Annotated in this window: 17 protein-coding genes and 1 tRNA gene; 14 read left to right on the top strand and 4 right to left on the bottom strand. The window is 54.7% G+C overall.

Annotated elements, in window-relative coordinates:
• Position 1 precedes the first annotated feature (1 nt).
• From hutG to LG297_RS18930, 5 genes are all read left to right on the top strand, one after another.
• Complete coding sequence (hutG, locus tag LG297_RS18950) at positions 2-802, top strand: N-formylglutamate deformylase (RefSeq protein WP_404423053.1); 801 nt, start codon at positions 2-4, stop codon at positions 800-802.
• On the top strand, positions 799-2,475 hold the full coding sequence (gene hutU / locus LG297_RS18945; protein ID WP_404423051.1) for a urocanate hydratase: 1,677 nt from the start codon (positions 799-801) through the stop codon (positions 2,473-2,475). Before hutG ends, hutU begins: the two co-directional genes overlap by 4 nt.
• A gap of 71 nt (positions 2,476-2,546) precedes the next feature.
• On the top strand, positions 2,547-3,644 hold the full coding sequence (locus LG297_RS18940) for a TRAP transporter substrate-binding protein (protein WP_404423049.1): 1,098 nt from the start codon (positions 2,547-2,549) through the stop codon (positions 3,642-3,644).
• Between the two features lie 60 nt (positions 3,645-3,704).
• Complete coding sequence (locus tag LG297_RS18935) at positions 3,705-4,208, top strand: TRAP transporter small permease subunit (protein WP_404423047.1); 504 nt, start codon at positions 3,705-3,707, stop codon at positions 4,206-4,208.
• The gene (locus LG297_RS18930; RefSeq protein ID WP_404423045.1) at positions 4,208-5,755 is read left to right on the top strand and encodes a TRAP transporter large permease subunit; all 1,548 of its coding nucleotides are present in this window, start codon (positions 4,208-4,210) and stop codon (positions 5,753-5,755) included. The genes LG297_RS18935 and LG297_RS18930 overlap by 1 nt, the downstream gene beginning before the upstream one ends.
• 63 nt (positions 5,756-5,818) lie before the next feature.
• Here LG297_RS18930 and LG297_RS18925 read toward each other — a convergent pair whose 3' ends face one another.
• Complete coding sequence (locus tag LG297_RS18925; RefSeq protein WP_404423043.1) at positions 5,819-6,376, bottom strand: DJ-1/PfpI/YhbO family deglycase/protease; 558 nt, start codon at positions 6,374-6,376, stop codon at positions 5,819-5,821.
• A gap of 196 nt (positions 6,377-6,572) precedes the next feature.
• On the opposite strand from LG297_RS18925, the gene LG297_RS18920 reads away from it, so the two are divergent.
• Together LG297_RS18920 and LG297_RS18915 are read left to right on the top strand one after the other, a co-directional pair.
• Positions 6,573-7,229 (top strand): NAD(P)H-binding protein, encoded by a 657-nt coding sequence (locus LG297_RS18920; RefSeq protein ID WP_404423041.1) that lies wholly within the window; start codon positions 6,573-6,575, stop codon positions 7,227-7,229.
• A gap of 92 nt (positions 7,230-7,321) precedes the next feature.
• Positions 7,322-7,855 carry an NUDIX hydrolase gene (locus LG297_RS18915; RefSeq protein WP_404423039.1) on the top strand — a complete coding sequence of 178 codons (534 nt, stop codon included), beginning with the start codon at positions 7,322-7,324 and terminating at the stop codon, positions 7,853-7,855.
• A 12-nt stretch (positions 7,856-7,867) separates the two neighbouring features.
• On the opposite strand, the gene LG297_RS18910 is transcribed toward LG297_RS18915, so the two are convergent.
• Positions 7,868-9,670 (bottom strand): monovalent cation:proton antiporter-2 (CPA2) family protein, encoded by a 1,803-nt coding sequence (locus tag LG297_RS18910; protein WP_404423037.1) that lies wholly within the window; start codon positions 9,668-9,670, stop codon positions 7,868-7,870.
• 194 nt (positions 9,671-9,864) lie between these two features.
• Here LG297_RS18910 and LG297_RS18905 point away from each other — a divergent pair, with 194 nt between their 5' ends.
• Together LG297_RS18905 and LG297_RS18900 are read left to right on the top strand one after the other, a co-directional pair.
• Positions 9,865-10,209, top strand: a complete 345-nt coding sequence (locus LG297_RS18905) for an ArsR/SmtB family transcription factor (protein ID WP_404423035.1) — start codon at positions 9,865-9,867, stop codon at positions 10,207-10,209.
• Complete coding sequence (locus LG297_RS18900) at positions 10,206-10,739, top strand: SRPBCC family protein (protein WP_404423033.1); 534 nt, start codon at positions 10,206-10,208, stop codon at positions 10,737-10,739. The genes LG297_RS18905 and LG297_RS18900 overlap by 4 nt, the downstream gene beginning before the upstream one ends.
• 127 nt (positions 10,740-10,866) lie before the next feature.
• Here LG297_RS18900 and LG297_RS18895 read toward each other — a convergent pair.
• A tRNA-Ser gene (locus LG297_RS18895) sits at positions 10,867-10,956 on the bottom strand.
• Positions 10,957-11,295: 339 nt separating this feature from the next.
• Between LG297_RS18895 and LG297_RS18890 the strand changes: the two genes are divergently transcribed.
• The 3 genes from LG297_RS18890 (at position 11,296) to LG297_RS18880 (ending at position 14,088) form a co-directional block, all read left to right on the top strand.
• A complete protein-coding gene (locus tag LG297_RS18890) occupies positions 11,296-11,601 on the top strand; it encodes a hypothetical protein (protein WP_404423031.1) in 306 nt (101 codons plus the stop codon).
• Positions 11,602-11,703: 102 nt separating this feature from the next.
• On the top strand, positions 11,704-12,687 hold the full coding sequence (locus tag LG297_RS18885) for an NADPH:quinone oxidoreductase family protein (protein ID WP_404423029.1): 984 nt from the start codon (positions 11,704-11,706) through the stop codon (positions 12,685-12,687).
• Positions 12,688-12,822: 135 nt separating this feature from the next.
• Positions 12,823-14,088, top strand: a complete 1,266-nt coding sequence (locus LG297_RS18880) for a class I SAM-dependent methyltransferase (RefSeq protein ID WP_404423027.1) — start codon at positions 12,823-12,825, stop codon at positions 14,086-14,088.
• A gap of 256 nt (positions 14,089-14,344) precedes the next feature.
• On the opposite strand, the gene LG297_RS18875 is transcribed toward LG297_RS18880, so the two are convergent.
• On the bottom strand, positions 14,345-14,554 hold the full coding sequence (locus LG297_RS18875; protein WP_404423025.1) for a DUF1127 domain-containing protein: 210 nt from the start codon (positions 14,552-14,554) through the stop codon (positions 14,345-14,347).
• 154 nt (positions 14,555-14,708) lie between these two features.
• Between LG297_RS18875 and LG297_RS18870 the strand changes: the two genes are divergently transcribed.
• Together LG297_RS18870 and LG297_RS18865 are read left to right on the top strand one after the other, a co-directional pair.
• A complete protein-coding gene (locus tag LG297_RS18870; protein ID WP_404423023.1) occupies positions 14,709-15,635 on the top strand; it encodes a LysR substrate-binding domain-containing protein in 927 nt (308 codons plus the stop codon).
• A 362-nt stretch (positions 15,636-15,997) separates the two neighbouring features.
• Positions 15,998-17,827 carry an extracellular solute-binding protein gene (locus tag LG297_RS18865; RefSeq protein WP_404423021.1) on the top strand — a complete coding sequence of 610 codons (1,830 nt, stop codon included), beginning with the start codon at positions 15,998-16,000 and terminating at the stop codon, positions 17,825-17,827.
• Position 17,828: the final 1 nt, after the last annotated feature.

Here is a 17,828-nt window from a genome sequence, read left to right as displayed (position 1 = left end):
TATGAATCCTGTGGAAATACAACGCGGTGATGGCCCCATCGTTCTGGGACTGCCCCATACGGGGACCTATGTTCCAGACGACATTGCCGCAAAACTGAATGATCGCGGGCGCGAACTTGCCGATACGGATTGGCATATCCATACGCTTTATGACGGGCTTCTGGATAATGTCACGACGGTTCGGGCAACGTTTCACCGTTACGTGATTGATGCCAATCGTGACCCGGCAGGGGGTAGTTTGTATCCCGGCCAGAACACCACGACCTTGGTGCCGCTGACCGATTTTGATGGTGAAAACATCTGGGATCAGGCACCTGACGAGGATGATATCGCATTTCGGGCGCATCATTTTCATAGTGCCTATCATCAGGCATTGGCAAGCGAGCTTGACCGGGTGCGCGAAAAGCACGGGGTTGCGATCCTCTATGATTGCCATTCGATCCGGTCACACATCCCGTTCCTGTTTGACGGAAAGCTTCCCGATTTCAATATCGGCACCAATCTGGGCACGACCTGCGATCCGGTGATCGAGGCGGCAACGCGCGATATCTGTGCCGCGGCGAAGGATTTCACCAGCATCGTCAATGGCCGTTTCAAAGGCGGCTGGACCACGCGCCATTACGGTCGCCCCGATATCAATCAGCACGCCATCCAGATGGAACTGGCGCAATCAACCTACCTTCAGGCCGAGGCAGCACCCTGGGCCTATGACGAAAGCCGTGCCGCAAAACTGCGCACGCATCTGACTTCCATTCTTGAAAAATTGGCCGAACTGGCCCCGACGTTAAGAGGCAAATCATGAGCAACAATCCGCGGCATAACCAGCGCGACGTCTATCCGGCAACCGGCACGGAAATCACCGCGAAAAGCTGGCTGACCGAAGCACCGATGCGCATGTTGATGAATAACCTGCATCCCGATGTGGCCGAAAATCCGCATGAGCTGGTGGTCTATGGCGGCATTGGCCGTGCGGCACGTACCTGGAAGGATTTCGACCAGATCGTTGCCAGCCTGAAGGAACTGGAAGATGACCAGACACTGCTGGTCCAGTCGGGCAAGCCGGTGGGCGTGTTCCGCACCCACAAGGATGCACCGCGCGTTTTGATTGCGAACTCCAACCTTGTGCCGCATTGGGCCAACTGGGACCATTTCAACGAACTCGATAAAAAAGGTCTGGCGATGTATGGCCAGATGACGGCGGGGTCGTGGATTTATATCGGGTCGCAGGGCATCGTTCAGGGCACCTATGAAACCTTTGTCGAGGCGGGGCGCCAGCATTATGGCGGCAGCCTTACGGGCAAATGGATACTGACCGGTGGTCTTGGTGGGATGGGTGGCGCACAGCCATTGGCTGCCGTGATGGCCGGTGCGTGCTGTCTGGCCGTGGAATGCGATGAAACGCGGGCCGATTTCCGTCTTCGTACCCGTTATGTTGATGAAAAAACCCATTCGCTGGACGAGGCATTGGCGATGATTGATCGCTGGACCAAGGCGGGCGAGGCAAAATCGGTTGCCCTGATCGGCAATGCCGCCGATGTGTTCCCGGAACTGGTCAAACGCGGCGTTCGCCCGGATATCGTGACCGACCAGACATCGGCCCATGACCCGGTTCATGGTTACCTGCCGCAGGGCTGGTCCGTGGCGGAATGGCGCGAAAAGCAGGAATCTGATCCGAAAGCCGTGGCAAAGGCCGCGCGCGCATCGATGCGCGTTCAGGTCGAGGCGATGGTTGCCTTCCATGATGCGGGTATCCCGACCGTCGATTACGGCAACAACATTCGTCAGATGGCACTCGAAGAAGGGTTGGAAAATGCCTTTGCGTTTCCGGGATTTGTCCCGGCCTATATCCGGCCGCTGTTCTGCAAGGGGACCGGACCGTTCCGCTGGGCGGCACTTTCGGGCGATCCCGAGGATATCTACAAGACCGATCAGAAGGTCAAGGAACTTATCCCGGATGACAAGCATCTGCATAACTGGCTGGATATGGCGCGCGAACGCATTTCTTTCCAGGGCTTGCCCGCGCGTATTTGCTGGGTCGGTCTGGGGCAGCGTCACCGTTTGGGGCTGGCATTTAACGAGATGGTCAAAAATGGTGAACTGAAAGCCCCGGTGGTGATCGGTCGCGACCATCTGGACAGTGGTTCGGTCGCAAGCCCGAACCGCGAAACCGAGGCCATGAAAGATGGTTCGGACGCGGTCAGTGACTGGCCGTTGCTGAATGCGCTGCTGAATACGGCATCGGGGGCCACCTGGGTCTCGTTGCATCATGGTGGCGGTGTCGGAATGGGCTTTTCGCAGCATTCCGGCATGGTGATTTGTTGTGACGGCACGGAAGATGCCGCACGCAGGGTCGAACGCGTCCTTTGGAATGATCCGGCAACCGGTGTGATGCGTCATGCCGATGCGGGATATGAAATCGCACTGGATTGCGCACGAGAACACGGGCTTAATCTTCCCGGGATTCTCGGCAAGTAATCTGACGAAATACGGGCCGGGGGCAAACACTCCCGGCCAATCAGGGTTCTTCATCAAGGAGGCTATATAAAATGAAAAGACGTGAATTTCTGACCGCCGGTGTTGCGGGTGCCGGGGCTGCCGCCATGGCGGCGACCTTTGCAACGCCAGCCATTGCACAGGATAAACGCCAGTGGAACATGGTGACCGCATGGCCCAAAAACCTGCCCGGGCCGGGCGTTGCCGCACAAAAACTGGCCGATCGTATCACGACCCTTTCGGGTGGCCGGATCGAGGTCAAGTTGCATGCCGCCGGTGAACTGGTACCGGGCAACGGCGTGTTTGACGCGGTTGCCGAAGGGACTGCGGATATTTATCACGCGGTGCCGGCTTATTGGGGATCGAAATCCAAAGGCATTCTTCTGTTCGGGTCGCAGCCGTTCGGTTTGCGTGCAGACGAGCAGGTTGGCTGGCTGACCCATGGTGGCGGTCAGGAACTTTATGACGAGATTTATGGCCAGTTTGGCCTGAAACCCTTCCTTTGCGGGAACTCCGGCCCGCAGTGGGCCGGCTGGTTCCGCAATGAAATCAAATCGGCCGAAGACCTTAAGGGGCTTAAATTCCGTACCACCGGCCTTGCATCGGAAATGTGCGCGAAGCTTGGTATGGCGGTTCAGGCCATGGGCGGGCGCGATATGTTCCAGGCATTGCAGTCCGGCGCGCTTGACGCGGGCGAGTTCATCGGTCCGTGGTCCGATAGTGCGCTTGGCTTCTATCAGGTTGCCAAGAACTATTACTGGCCCGGTGTGGGCGAGCCGTCCTCGGCCGAGGAATGTGCGGTAAATGCCAAGGCATATGCCGACCTTCCCGACGACCTTAAGGCCGTGGTCAAGTTTGCCTGTGACAGCCTTTATAACGAGGTCTGGACCGAGTACGAAACCAAGCATGCGATGGCATTGAAACAGCTTGTTGCCGAGCAGGAAGTACAGGTGCGCATGTTGCCCGATGATGTGATCGAAGCAATGGGCAAGGCAGCCGCCGAAGTCATTGGCGAGCTTCGCGAAAGCGATGATGCGCTGACACGCAAAACGGCCGAGAGCTTTGTTGCCTATCGTGATCTTATCGGCGGCTACATGACCTATGCCGATAACGGTCAGATGAATGCGCGCGCCAAGGTTCTTGGCTTCTGATAGAACTGAAGACCGGCGCGGGTTTGCTCGCGCCGGTCTTGTTGTTTCGCGGGGGATTTCATGCAACGCCTTGCTGATGCGCTCGATCAGGTGAACCAGTGGACCGGGATGACCGTGCGATGGTTCGCACTTCTGATGGTTCTTTTGCAGTTTGCCGTGGTTTTGCTGCGCTATGTTTTCGGGTTCAGTTCGATCGCGTTAAATGAAAGCGTACTTTACCTGCATTCCGGGCTTTTCATGCTGGGCGCGGGGTATACGCTTCTGGTCGACCGACATGTACGGGTCGATATTTTCTATGCTGCGGCGCATGAAACGACCAAGGCCAGGATTGATGCCTTTGGCTATATTGTGCTGGCGATCCCGTCGATGGCAACGTTGCTGTATTGGTCATGGCCATCGGTGGTTAATGCAGTCTTGATGATGGAAGGCGCTATTTCGGTGGGCGGGATTCCCGCCGTGTGGTTGCTTAAATCCCTGATCCCGGCCTTTTGTATTCTTTTGATTATTCAGTCGGTCGCCTGTCTTCTGCGGCAGATCATCATTCTGCGGGGGCGTGCCGCCTGATGGAATATATCGATTTATTGATGTTTGCAGCCCTGATGGGCTGCATCCTGCTGGGTTTTCCGGTGTCATTTTCCATTGCCGGTGTGGCGGTGATTTTTGCCTTTATCGGTTGGGCAACGGACGCGATGAATATCGCGCTGATGGGCGCCCTTGGTCAGCGGGTGTTTGGTGTTCTGACCAATGATGTGCTGATTGCCATTCCGCTTTTTGTCCTCATGGGCGTGGTGCTGGAACGATCGCGCATTGCCGAAGATTTGCTGCATACCATGGGCCGGTTGTTTGGCCAGTTGCGCGGTGGGCTTGGCATTTCGGTGGTGCTGGTGGGGGCGTTGCTGGCGGCATCGACGGGGATTGTCGGTGCGACCGTGATTGCCATGGGCATGATCGCGCTGCCGACCATGTTGCGCACTGGCTATAACCCGAAAATGGCATCGGGGCTTGTATGCACGGCGGGGACACTGGGGCAGATCATTCCGCCGTCTACGCTTCTGATCATTCTGTCTGACGTGATGTCGTCGGCCTATCAGCAGGCGCAGTATGAACAGGGCAAGTTCACCATCGAAACCATTTCCGTCGGGCAGATTTTTGCAGGGGCCCTGATCCCCGGACTGACGCTGGTGGTGATTTATATTGCCTATATCCTGCTGCGCGGGTTCTTCCGGCCAAACGATATGCCTCCGGTGCAAAGTGACGAGGGCCGCCCGGCTATGGGCGAGGTGATCCGGGCTATCCTGCCGCCGGTTTTGCTGATCATTGCGGTCTTGGGCGCGATCCTTGGCGGGATTGCCACCCCGACCGAGGCCGCATCGGTTGGTGCGATTGGCGCGATCCTGATGGCGGGGATCCGGCAGGGGGCCAATCGCAATCTGGTGCTGGCGGGGACTGCGGCCCTTCTTGTCCTTGCTGTCATGGCCGGGATTGCGCCGGTCCGGTTCCAGCGCAATGATCTGGAGGGGCTCGATTACGTTTTTGGTGCGGGTTATGTGGTGCTGGCGATCATCGGTGTTACCGCCATTGCCGCCTGCTTGAAACAGGCATGGAAGGCGGATGTTCTGAAGTCTGCCCTGACATCGACGATGACGGTGACGGCAATGATCTTTGCCACCATCTTGACCGCCAGCATGTTTTCGCTGGTGTTTATCGGATTGGGTGGCGAAGACCATGTGGCTGAAATCCTTGAAGCCATGCCAGGCGGCCCGATGGGGGCATTGTTCTTCTGCATGGCGGTGATTTTTGTACTGGGCTTCTTCCTTGATTTCGTGGAAATCACCGTGATCCTGTTGCCACTGATCGCGCCGGGATTGATCATGATGGGCCATGATCCGGTGTGGCTGGCGATCCTGATTGCGATCAATCTGCAGACATCGTTCCTGACACCGCCTTTCGGCTTTTCGCTGTTTTACCTGCGCAGCGCGGCACCACCTGAAATCACCACCGGGCAGATTTATACCGGTGTGGTGCCGTTTATCGCACTTCAGGTGTTCGGCATATTCGTGATCTGGCTATGGCCGTCTTTAGCCAAATGGTTGCCAAGCGTGGTTTTCTGATGCCTTTGAATAAAAAACGCCCCGGCGAAACCGGGGCATTTTTGTTGATTGGTCGGGGCGCGGTTATGCCGCACGACGATGCTTGCCTTCGCTGACTTCCTCGACAATCTTGGAAACAAAGGCATCAAGATCGTTGGGATTGCGCGACGTGATGATGGCCTGATCGCAGACGACGGCTTCGTCACGCCAGACTGCACCGGCATTCAGCAAGTCGGTTTTGATCGAACTGTATGACGTCGCGGCGCGCCCGCGCAGGGCACCGGCTTCGACCAGAAGCCATGGACCGTGGCAAATTGCTGCAACGGGTTTACCGGATGCAACAAATTCGCGAACCAGACTGACGGACGCCTCGTCATTGCGCAGCAGGTCGGGGTTGATCTGTCCGCCGGGAATGACCAGCGCGTCATAATTTTCGATGTCGACGTCCTTGACCTCGATATCCACATCGACGCTGTCGCCCCAATCTTTTTTATCCCAACTTTTGATCGGGGATGATTTGGGGGATGCGATCTGGACATCGGCACCGTGGGTTGAAAGTTTTTCCAGTGGAACACGCAGTTCCGAACGTTCATAGCCATCGGTGGCAAGAATAAGAATCTTTGCGGTATCAATCGCAGGCATAACGTCTCTCCTTTCATTGATGTCGAGCGTTACACCCCATCAACGGCTGCAGCTTCAAAACGTTCCAAATTTTCGTGTGGCAATTTTGTGCCGATCCCCGAGCCGCACGGGAGCAGCAGGTCTTGTTGACATCGAAGGGCTGCAAACTAGCTTTGAAGGCAGGTTTTGCATCGAAATGAAAAGTCGGAGACGCGATATGGCACGGATTTTTATCATTGGCGTCACGGGTGGTATCGGCCATCGTCTGGCACCGCTTTTACTGGCGAACGGACATCAGGTCACAGGTCTGCATCGCAAGCCGGAACAGGCAGATAACCTGAAAAATGCAGGGATTACGCCGGTCACCGGTGATCTGATGGAATTAACGGCCGAAACACTCGCCCCGCTGATCCGCGGCCATGACATCGTTGTCTTTTCATCCGGGGCAGCAGGAAGCGGCCTTGACCGAACCACGCGAATTGATGGCGATGGGCCGGGGCATGTGCTGGCGGCGATGAAGCAGGAAGGCATTTCGCGGCTTTACCTCGTTTCCGCCTTCCCTGAAGCCGGGCGTGGCAAGGAGCCCAATCCGCGGTTTGAACATTACATGACCGAGAAAAAGCGTGCCGATGCCGATGTAGCGGTATCCGATACCGATTGGGTCATCCTGCGACCGGGAACCTTGTTGCATGAGGATCAGGACGGGCAGGTAAATGCCGGACTTGCAATCCCATACGGCACGGTCAAGCGCGGCAATGTTGCGCAGTTTCTTGCCGAATTGATCGATACGCCGGAAATTCGTCGGGAGATTATCGAGATAACCGACGGAAGAATGCCGGTTGCCGAAGCTGTATCAAGGTTTGTTCGGAAATAGGGTCGGGTTCCGGATCTTGTGGATTTGCGATTGTTCTGATGTGATTGCTTCGGCTAGGCTCGGCAGAACACCACGTAAATACCGGAACCATCATGCAGATCGACCTTACCAGCTTTGTCGCCCGGTCCGACCGGGATCGGAAAAATTATACGCGGATCAGTGACTTTATTGCGCGTGAGCCGAAAGCTTTTGAAAATGATCCTGTGACATCGCATGTCACAGGTTCGGCCTTTGTGGTGAATGCGGATCGCAGTCATGTGGTGTTGACGCATCATCGGAAACTTAAACGCTGGCTTCAGCTTGGCGGGCATTGTGACGGGGTGCGCGATGTTTTGTTTGTCGCCCAGCGCGAGGCTTATGAAGAAAGCGGGCTTTCGTGGATACGGCCCTTGTCATCCGGGATTTTTGACATCGACATTCATGAAATTCCCGAAAATGCCAAGGGCCCGGCGCATCTGCATTATGACATGCGGTTTTTGTTTGAGGCCGATATGCGCGATCCTTTGAAGATCACCGAGGAATCCGATGATCTGGCGTGGGTGGCGCTTGACCGGTTGGAGGATTACACTGACGAGCATTCGGTTCTGGTGATGCGCGACAAGCTTCGGGCTTTTGCCCAAGGTTAACGGAGCGAATGATTATAGACGCGACATTGCCGGGTCATCCTTGTTGGTGCGCGCATCATTGCGGTCAAGCTGATAGCTTTCATGAACCTTTGCCATGCCGGCAATGCGGCCTTCGGCCACTTGGGCGTGCAGCATATCGATATCCCGACGCCGAAATTCATCAGCAATCTGATCAATGACATCGTGTTCGGTTTCAAGCATTGAAAGCCCATGGCGTGCCATGGAAACACCCGCATCAAAGGTTTCGCGATAAAGCTGTTCGACGCCAAGCCCGATTTCCATCAGATCGAGTGCATGGTTCCGGTCGTAAACGCGTACCAGCAATTTCGGTTTGGGAAACAGTTCGCTGATATATTTGGCGGCCTGTCTGGTCGCCTCACGATCATTGATGCACAGGCAAATCAGATCGGCATTCGCGGCCCCGGCAGTGGCAAGAACGTCGCTTCGCCGGACATCACCAAAATAGACCTTGTTGCCATATAGGCTGGCCATCTGGATGCGTTTCGGATCGTTGTCGATCGCGGTGGCGTTGATGCCACGGGCTGCCATGACACGTGAAATGATTTGTCCGAAACGGCCAAAGCCGACAATGATCACCGATTGCAGTTCGGCCATTTCGATGCCGTCCACATCCGGCTGATCATCCTTGCGCAGTTTGGCAGACAGTTTTTCGGCAATCGCACCGACAAGCGGGGTGGCAGCCATAGAAAGGGTGACGATGGCGGTCAGAAGGTTGGCGCGTGTGGCGCTAATGACGGTAAGCGATGCCGCCATGCTGAACAGGACAAAGGCAAATTCGCCCCCCTGCGGGATGGTGATCGCGGCCCGCCAGGCAGTCGCGTGGCATTTGCTAAAAATCCGGCACAGGCCATAAACCACGATCCCCTTGATTGCCATCAGCCCGGCAACCGATGCCAGAACAATTCCGATATTATCGGCGACCAGCGGCCAGTTGACTGACATGCCGACCGCGATGAAAAACAGACCTAGCAGGATGCCACGGAAGGGCTCGATATCGGTTTCAAGCTGATGTCGATATTCGGAATCTGCCAGCATCACACCAACCAGAAACGCGCCAAGTGCCATCGACAGACCGACTGCCTGCATCAGAAGGGCCGCGCCGATCACCAGCAGCAGTGCGGCAGACGTGAAGATTTCCTGTGCGCGGGTCAGGGCGATGATACGGAAAAACGGATTAAGCAGATATTTTCCTGCCCCGATAACCAGTGCGATCGCACCGATGGTTTTAGCGATATAAATCCAGTCGGTACCGGCTTCGCCGCCGTCACTTATCGGGCTTAGCCAAGCGACAAGCGCAATCAGCGGTACGATGGCAAGATCCTGAAACAGCAGGATTGAAAAGGCTGTATTGCCATGGTCGCTATTGAGCGTGCCCTTTTCTTCAAGGATTTGAAGGGCGAAGGCGGTTGAAGATAGCGACAGGGCAAGGGCAGCAATCATGGCCTGTTGCCATGGCCAGTCAAAAGCAATCAGTGCGGCATGAAGAAGGGCGGCAGTAATGGCGACCTGCGACAGACCCAGCCCGAAAATCTCGCTTTTCATTGCCCACAGACGTTGGGGACGTAATTCAAGACCGATAATAAACAGCAGAAGAACAACGCCAAATTCGGCGAAATGCAGGATTTCTTCCGGCTCTGCGATCAGGGCAAGGCCGAACGGCCCGATCAATGCCCCGGCGGACAGGTAACCCAGAACGGAACCCAGGCGAAGTTTCTTGAAAATTGGTACGGCAATCACGGCAGCACCCAGAAAAACAACCGCCGTATGCAGAAATCCGCCTTCAATTGTCGCCATTTTCCTTCATGTCCCTGTATCTGCTGTGATTTTTCGGGCACCGATCACCCGGATTTGCAGTTTAGCTGGCGGATGGTGATGCTGCATCTAAAACATCGCAGGTCAAGCAGCTTAAATTTCATTCAATAAAATGGTTGATTGATATTCTTGCCGGTTTTACATTCAACTTTATGGTTGAATCAGAAATCCAGCAGATGAATTCGGTTTTTCACGCGCTTGGCGATCCGACGCGTCGGCAGATGCTTTTCAATCTGTCCGGGGGTGAGCGGACCGTCAGCCAGCTTGCCGCACCGTTCGACATTTCGCTGGCTGCGGCATCGAAGCATATCAAGGTGCTGGAAAATGCCGGGTTGATCCGCCGCGAGGTTCGGTGGCGCACCCATTATTGCCATCTTGATCCCGGCCCGCTGGCGAGTGCCTATGAGTGGCTTGGCTTCTATGCACGGTTCTGGAATGACCGACTGGATGTTTTGGAAAACCTTCTTCGCAAGGATGATGCCAAGCACGACCCGAAGCCGGATAATGGAGACGCCCAATGAGTGAAACTGGAAAGATTGACGATTTCGGCACGCTGATCGAGCCCGCGACGCTTAAAATCCAGCGGCTATTGCCCGGCCCGATCGAAAGGGTCTGGTCCTATCTGACCGAAGATGAGTTTCTAAGCAAATGGCTGGCATCGGCCGGGATGGAATTGAAGGTTGGCGCACCGTTCGAATTTGTCTGGCGCAACGATACCCTGACCAACCCGCCGGGAGACAAACCGGCCGGGTTTGGCGACGAACACCGGATGCAAAGCAAGATTACCGCGCTTGAGCCGCTACGCAGGCTTGCCTTTACCTGGGATGGCAGCGGGAATGTGTCGTTCGAGCTGGAACCAAGCGGCGATCAGGTGTTGCTGACAATCATCCATCGCCGCCTTGCAGATCGGTCGAACCTGCTCAGTGTCAGTGCCGGATGGCATGCCCATCTCGACATTCTGGTCGGGCGTATTTCGGGTGAGGAGCCCAAACCATTTTGGGACAATTGGGCACAATTGAAAGACACATATGCTCGCAAGATACCTGCGTAATTGTGACCCGGCAGCAATCAAGATGCTTAAATATTGAGAGGGAGCGGGCATTGCCTTCCCCTGTTGTCGTTGTAAACGTAAAGATTATCGGGGAATGCAATCGGTCATGTCTTCATGACTGATAGAGTGGCAGAGAGGAGGGGATTCGAACCCCTGAGGGGCTTACACCCCAACACGCTTTCCAGGCGTGCGCCTTAAACCACTCGGCCACCTCTCCACATGCGATCTTGTATATATCGCGAAAGCGGGCGGACATTAGCCGACCCGATCCCGGTTGACAAGGCAAAATCCCGTCGTTCTTGATGTTTGTTTCCATAGCGCAGAAACATGAGAACAAGTGCCCTTGTTACAATAACTTGACGGATAAAGTTGCAGCGATTTGTCCAATATTTACTTCTTGTTGATCAATGGGCTCTAAGGTTTCAGGTAATGGTTCCAGATATACCGGGACGATAGGGTGATTCGCAGAAACCTTTACGCTGGCGGGGCAAACCCGTTACCGTGGCTGCGATCATAACGAAAACGAAAAGTTCTGACCGGGATTTCGGAGAAGGCTATGTGGCTTTTCAGAGCGCTGGGGTGGATATTACTGTTTGCCAGTCTTGCTGTGCTGGTCGGTGATGGCATTACCGCGCTTCAAACAGGAACGTTCCGCTTTGTGGCGGCAGGCGAGCTTTGGTATCGATTGGATGCCGGAAGCCTGAACCTGTTGCAGTCCGTGATTCAGCGCTATATCTCGGTCTGGATTTGGGACAATGCGTTTGTTCCGGCCCTTCTGGCACCGGCCTTTGTCATTTTGCTGGTGCCAGGCATCCTGCTGTTGCTGGTAACGCGCAAGCGCAGACGTCAGAAGTTTTTCTGAGATTTTTCACCTTTGTCTTTATATCCGGCTTTTTCTTGTCTGATCGTTTGACGCGCGGCACACTGTGCGTGATCGGGCAGGATCACGATATGGAAAACAGCCATGAAGGCATGGATATGCAAGGCATTTGGCGAAGCGCCGATGCTGACCGATTGCGACGAACCGGTCGCACAATCCCGAGACGTCATCATTGATATTGCGGCGTGCGGCGTTAATTTTGCCGATACGCTGATTCTTGAAGGTAAATACCAGAAGCGGCCCCAAGGCCCGTTTGCGCCGGGGTTTGAAATTGCCGGGACGGTTTCAGGCATTGGCGCGGATGTGCATGGCCTCAAAATCGGCGATCGTGTCATGGCCTTGCCCGACTGGGGCGGATACGGGGAAAAGATTGCGGTAGATGCGGGACTCGTGACCCGTTTGCCCGATAATGTCGGTTTTGATACGGCGGCTGCATTTCAGATTGCCTATGGGACATCATGGTTTGGGTTAAAATATCGTGCCAATGTGCGGCTGGGCGATGTCGTTTTGGTGCATGGAGCAGCGGGGGGTGTTGGCCTGACGGCGGTCGAATGCGCCAAACTGCTGGGTGCAACCGTGATCGCAACTGCGGGCGGGGCGGATAAATGCGCCATCGCCGAAGCGCATGGTGCGGATCACGTTATTGACTACAAATCCGAAAGCATTCGGGACAGGGTCAAGGAAATCTGTGCCGGGATCGGGCGAACAGGGGCTGATGTGGTTTATGATCCGGTCGGTGGTGACGTGTTTGATCAAAGCCTGCGCTGTGTGGCACCCGGCGCACGGATCCTTCTGATCGGATTTGCCAGCGGATCGATACCGCAAATTCCGGCCAATATCTTGCTGGTCAAGAATGTTGCCGCACTCGGCTTTTATTTCGGAGCCTATCTGGAACAGAACCCGGATATCGCAAAGGCAGGCATGGCGGAACTTTTGGAGCTGCTGTCATCGGGGAAGATATCGCCGATGGTGTCAGCGGTTTATTCGCTTTCCGACGCCATGGAGGCACTTGCAGCGATCCGGAACCGGACTGCGACGGGGAAGCTTGTGATCCGGTGCGGCGAGTGAGTTCGTTGTCTGGCGATTATTCTATTAATCAAATCCTTGAAATTTTATAGGATGTTGCCGTCCCTGATATCATTGCGGCTTGCGGGTTCGTTTTCGAGCTTGCCACAGTACCTGTTGATCCATTGGAATTTATAGATGTCCGAAACCCGGAAAAAGCCAGACGCGCCGCAATCGTCCGACAAAACACGGGCGCAATATGAGACATTTCCTTATCCGGCGCGTGACCCGAAAGATGAGGACAAGCGTCTTGTCGTAGGCTCCCCCGGTAATTGGGACGAAGTGGTTCATTTTGTGTTTGGTGGCCGCGATCCATCGGCTGATGGCAAAAAGATAAAAGTTCTTGTTGCCGGAGGTGGAACCGGGGATGCGTTGGTGATGCTGGCGCAGCAGGCACGCGATCGCAAGGCCAAGGTCGAGATTGTTTATATCGATCTTTCGGAAAGCTCGCGCGAGATCGCCGAAGCCCGGATCAAGCGCCGCAATCTTGAAAAAAATGTCAAATTCGTTACCGGGTCGTTCGTTGATCTGGCCGGTAAATACGGGCCGTTTGATTACATTGATTGCTGCGGTGTGCTCCATCATCTGCCTGATCCGGATGCCGGGTTGAAGGCCTTGGCAGATGCGCTTAAACCCCGGGGTGGTATGGGGTTGATGGTATACGGTGAACTTGGCCGGATCGGCGTTTACCATATGCAGGAAATGATGGAGCGCCTTTCAGCCGAGGCGGGTGGGCGCAAACGGCTTAACCTTGGCAAGGCATTGTTCGATTCACTGCCGGGTACAAACTGGTTGAAGCGTAACCCGTTTGTAAATGATCACATCCAGGGCGGTGACGCCGGGTTTTATGATCTGCTTTTGCATCAGCAGGATCGGGCCTATCGCGTCGACGAGGTTTTTGATTTTGTCGAGAAGGCCGGTTTGCGGCTTCAGCAGTTCATCGAACCGATGCGCTATGATCCGACGACCTATTGTTCGCGTCACGACGTTCTGGACAAGGCCGTGCATGTGCCGTTTCGCAAGCGCGCGGCATTGGCTGAATTGATGGCGGGCAATATTACGAAGCATCTGTTTTATGTGGTCAAATCGGATAACAAGATCAAACCGCCGGTGCCTGAGCGCAACGCAGTGCCGTTCTTTGTACGTATTGACGGGGCCGCTTTGGCGCGGTCTGTTGCCAAGACCGGCCATATCAAGATCAATTTTACCGGGCTATCGGTAACGCGCAGTCTTCCGCCAGCAAGCCCCGGGATTCTGTCACGCATCAATGGTAAACGCACGGTTGGCCAGATTTACGAGATGTTTGACCCAAGCCCAGACAAATATGAATTCGATGCCCAGTTTGCCGTGATGTATTCGGTGCTGAATGCGGCAAACCTGATGTATCTGCATCCGGCAAAATAACGCCAGACAAGATCCAATAGGCAAGATGAAGCCCGATCTGAGCGTATAAAAAATGCCGACCATCGGGGGGATAGTCGGCAATCAGGGACACAAAACCGTCAATAGCGGTTGCGGGTCTCGGTTTTGCGTGTCGGGAGGCTGAAGGCGCTTGTCAGCGCTTCAATAACCTGCAGGGGGAAAGAAAGTGGTCCCTGCAAGCGGAAAAATCGGGGAGACATAATAAATACTCTCGGTTTGGTGCCTTTAAGCGGAATGCTCAGGCTTTCCAGAACGGCTTGGCTGCTTCGATACGGGCTTCATATACGTCCCAGCCAATGTCGCGCAGCAGATGGCTGTCCATCGTCGCAAGCTTCTGGCGGAGAACATAACGTTTTGCCCACTGACGCGGCAGTTCCATAACATTTGCGGTGTTGTGGTGACGGCGGGTGGTGACAAAAGCACCGGCATCTTTGGTGATCGCGACCATGATCTTGTTCCTTCAATCTATCGGCCAGCTCTCGATTTGTATGCGGCCCGAATGTGTTTCGTTTTGCTAAACCCAGAGTTACGCCTAAAAACACTTGCGCTCAAACCATCTTTTGTCATCATTGCATGAGTTTTAATCATACAAAGTGATCGTCATGAAACGCCGTCCATTGCCGTTAAATGCGCTTCGTGCCTTTGAAGTGGCCGGTCGACTTGAAAGTTTCACCAAAGCTTCACATGAGCTTAATGTGACACAAGGGGCGGTCAGCCGACAGGTTCAGCACCTGGAAGATGTGCTGGGACGGCAATTGTTTGAACGCCATCACCGCCGATTGAAACTGACCCGGCCGGGGCGGAACTTGCTGGCATCTCTGACGGCGGCATTCGATTCGATCGAACTGGCGGTTTCGCGTATCGAAAACCGGCCGGATGATACGCAGCTTAAGGTCCTGTCGCCCTTGACATTTGCCATGCGCTGGATCGTGCCGCGTCTTGGACGGTTTCAGATGGAGCATCCTGACTTGCAGGTTCAGCTTGGTACCTATAGCGACGATGCCGCCCCGGTTGATTTCAATGAAACCGATATTGCCATCCGCTTTGCCGATACACCCGGCGATCAGCTTGTGCATGAATTTCTGACCGGCGAGCGGCTTTTGCCGGTGTGTCATCCCAATCTGGCAAAGCAACTGAAAACGCCCGAAGATCTTGGTAATGTGACCCTATTGCATTGTTCGGCACAGCGCGAGGATTGGCGTATCTGGCTGAAAGGTACAGGGATCGAGGGGGTTGATCCGGACCGGGGGCCGGTTTTTGCGACTCTTGATATGGCAATGGAAGCCGCAGCCAGCGGATTTGGCGCGGTGATTTCCGATCCGGCGATGATCGGGGAATATGTGGTGACCAATCGCTTGACCGTGCCGTTCGATTTGCCGGTAGACAGCCCGTATGCCTATTCGCTGTGCTATCCCGAGGGGCGGTTGGAGCGGCGCAAGGTGCGGGCGTTTCGCGACTGGCTGATGAGCGAGATCAAGATCGAGACGGGCAAGCGCAAGCTTTTGCAAAAAGAATCAGGGGCGGAATGACAGTTTCAAGATGATGCCTTGAAATTGAACCATTTTATTCCTCATTATGAATATGTCGTTTGGATCAAGACGCGTTGCGGACGTAACGTCGGCGTAACCGGTTCTCGTAATTCTTGGCGGAAATGTCCGGTACCGTTGAAGGGATACGTCCGTATTTATGATAATTGGTCCAATGATACGTATCGGCCCTGCCGGGGTTCGGGCTTCGAGCCGGGCACATTTCAGGAATAAATATGACGCGGCAAGCAGGCGAGACGTGCATCGCACGAAAAAAGGGGAGCCGGGGGAAAATTTCCCGCTATTTCGGGGACGTATTCGGGGGGCTGATATTTGTCGTATCGTTGACGGTTTCGATCACGGCGATGGCACAGAGTTCCGATAAACCTGATATTACGGCCGCGCCGACGGTACCGGTCGCCGAGGAACAACTTGACCCCCTGACGACGGTTTCACATGGCATATCGTTATATGGCGACCTGAAATATGGCCCGGATTTCAGGCATTTTGATTACGTCAATCCGGATGCGCCCAAGGGTGGGACGCTGGTACAAAGTTCCATTGTTTCGTTTGATACTTTGAACCCTTTTACCCTCAAAGGGACGGCGGCCAGCGGCCTTGGACTGATGTATGACAGTTTGATGGTGGCAAGTGCGGATGAGCCCTATGCGCTTTACGGCCTGATCGCGCGTAGCGTTGAATATCCCGCTGACCGGTCATACGTTATTTTCCACCTTGATCCGCGAGCCCGTTTTCAGGACGGCACCGACATCACGGCCGAAGATGTTGTATTTTCGTTCAACATCCTGATCGAAAAAGGCAGCCCGTATTTTCGACAGTATTATGCCAGCGTCGACAAGGTCGAGGCGATTGATGATTTGACGGTCCGGTTCGATTTCAAGCCGGGAAACAATCGTGAACTGCCGATGATCATCGCCGAACTGGCAATCATGCCAAAACATTACTGGGAAGGGCGGGATTTTTCCAAAACCACCTTTGATATTCCGGTCGGTAGCGGGGCCTATAAAATCCGTGACTTCGAATCCGGTCGCCGGATTACCTATGAAAGGGTCAAGGATTACTGGGCAGAGGATCTGCCGGTCAATCGTGGCAGCAATAATTATGACACGTTGCGGTTCGATACCTATCTTGATCCCGATGTGCAGCGCCAGGCGTTCTTTGCCGGGGAATATATGATCCGAAGCGAACATTCTTCGCGCGAATGGAGTACGGCATACAACACGCCCGCTGTCCGGAATGGCCAGATCAAGAAGGAATTCCTGCCCGACAATCTGCCAAATGGCATGCAGGCTTATGTGTTTAACACGCGCAAACCGCAATTTGCCGATATTCGTGTAAGGGAAGCCCTGCAATATGCGTTTGATTTCGAATGGCTTAACCGCGCGATGTTTTATGGCGCATATAAACGCAATGTGAGCTATTTCGCCAATTCCGAGCTGGCCGCGACAGGTGTGCCCGAGGGGGAGGAACTTGATATTCTGAAAGGCTTCAGAAGTCAGCTTCCGCCGGAATTGTTTACCCAGCCGCCACAATTGCCAAACTTTGATGCACCCAATGGCCGACGCGAAGCATTGCGCCACTCGATGAATCTTTTGCAGGATGCGGGTTGGGAATTGCGCGATATGCAACTGGTCAACAGCAAGACCGGCGAGCCGTTCCGGTTCGAACTGATTATCCGTCAACCGGGGCTCGAGAAAATCGCACTGGTCCTGAAAGCGCGTCTGCGACAGCTTGGCATAACCATGGATATCCGCCTGATCGATACCGGGCAGTGGGTCAATCGTATTCAGGCCTATGATTTCGATATGACGACCTTCTGGTGGACACAAAGCCTTTCACCGGGGAACGAGCAGCGGATTTTCTGGTCATCCGAAGCCGCCGACCAGGCTGGCAGTCGCAACTTTGCCGGTATCAAGAGCCCGGTTATTGATGAACTGATTGATCTTGTTGTGGATGCCGACAGCCGTGAAAGCCTTGTGCAGCGAGTGCGCGCGCTTGATCGCGTGTTGCAGTGGGGATTTTATGTGATCCCGCAATATTATCTCGGCGGGGACAGGATGGCCTATTGGGATGTGTTTGGAAGACCTGACGAGGTGCCGCTCAAGGGGGCATCGGTCATGACATGGTGGATTGATCCGGAAAAGTCGCGGCAGCTCCGCAAAGGGGGGTATTAGG

Origin of the sequence: Thalassospira australica (genome assembly GCF_044790785.1) — a bacterium.
GTDB classification, from domain to species: Bacteria; Pseudomonadota; Alphaproteobacteria; order Rhodospirillales; family Thalassospiraceae; genus Thalassospira; species Thalassospira australica_A.
Note: the sequence above shows the minus strand (reverse complement) of the source record. Positions and strands in the feature narration are given on the sequence as shown.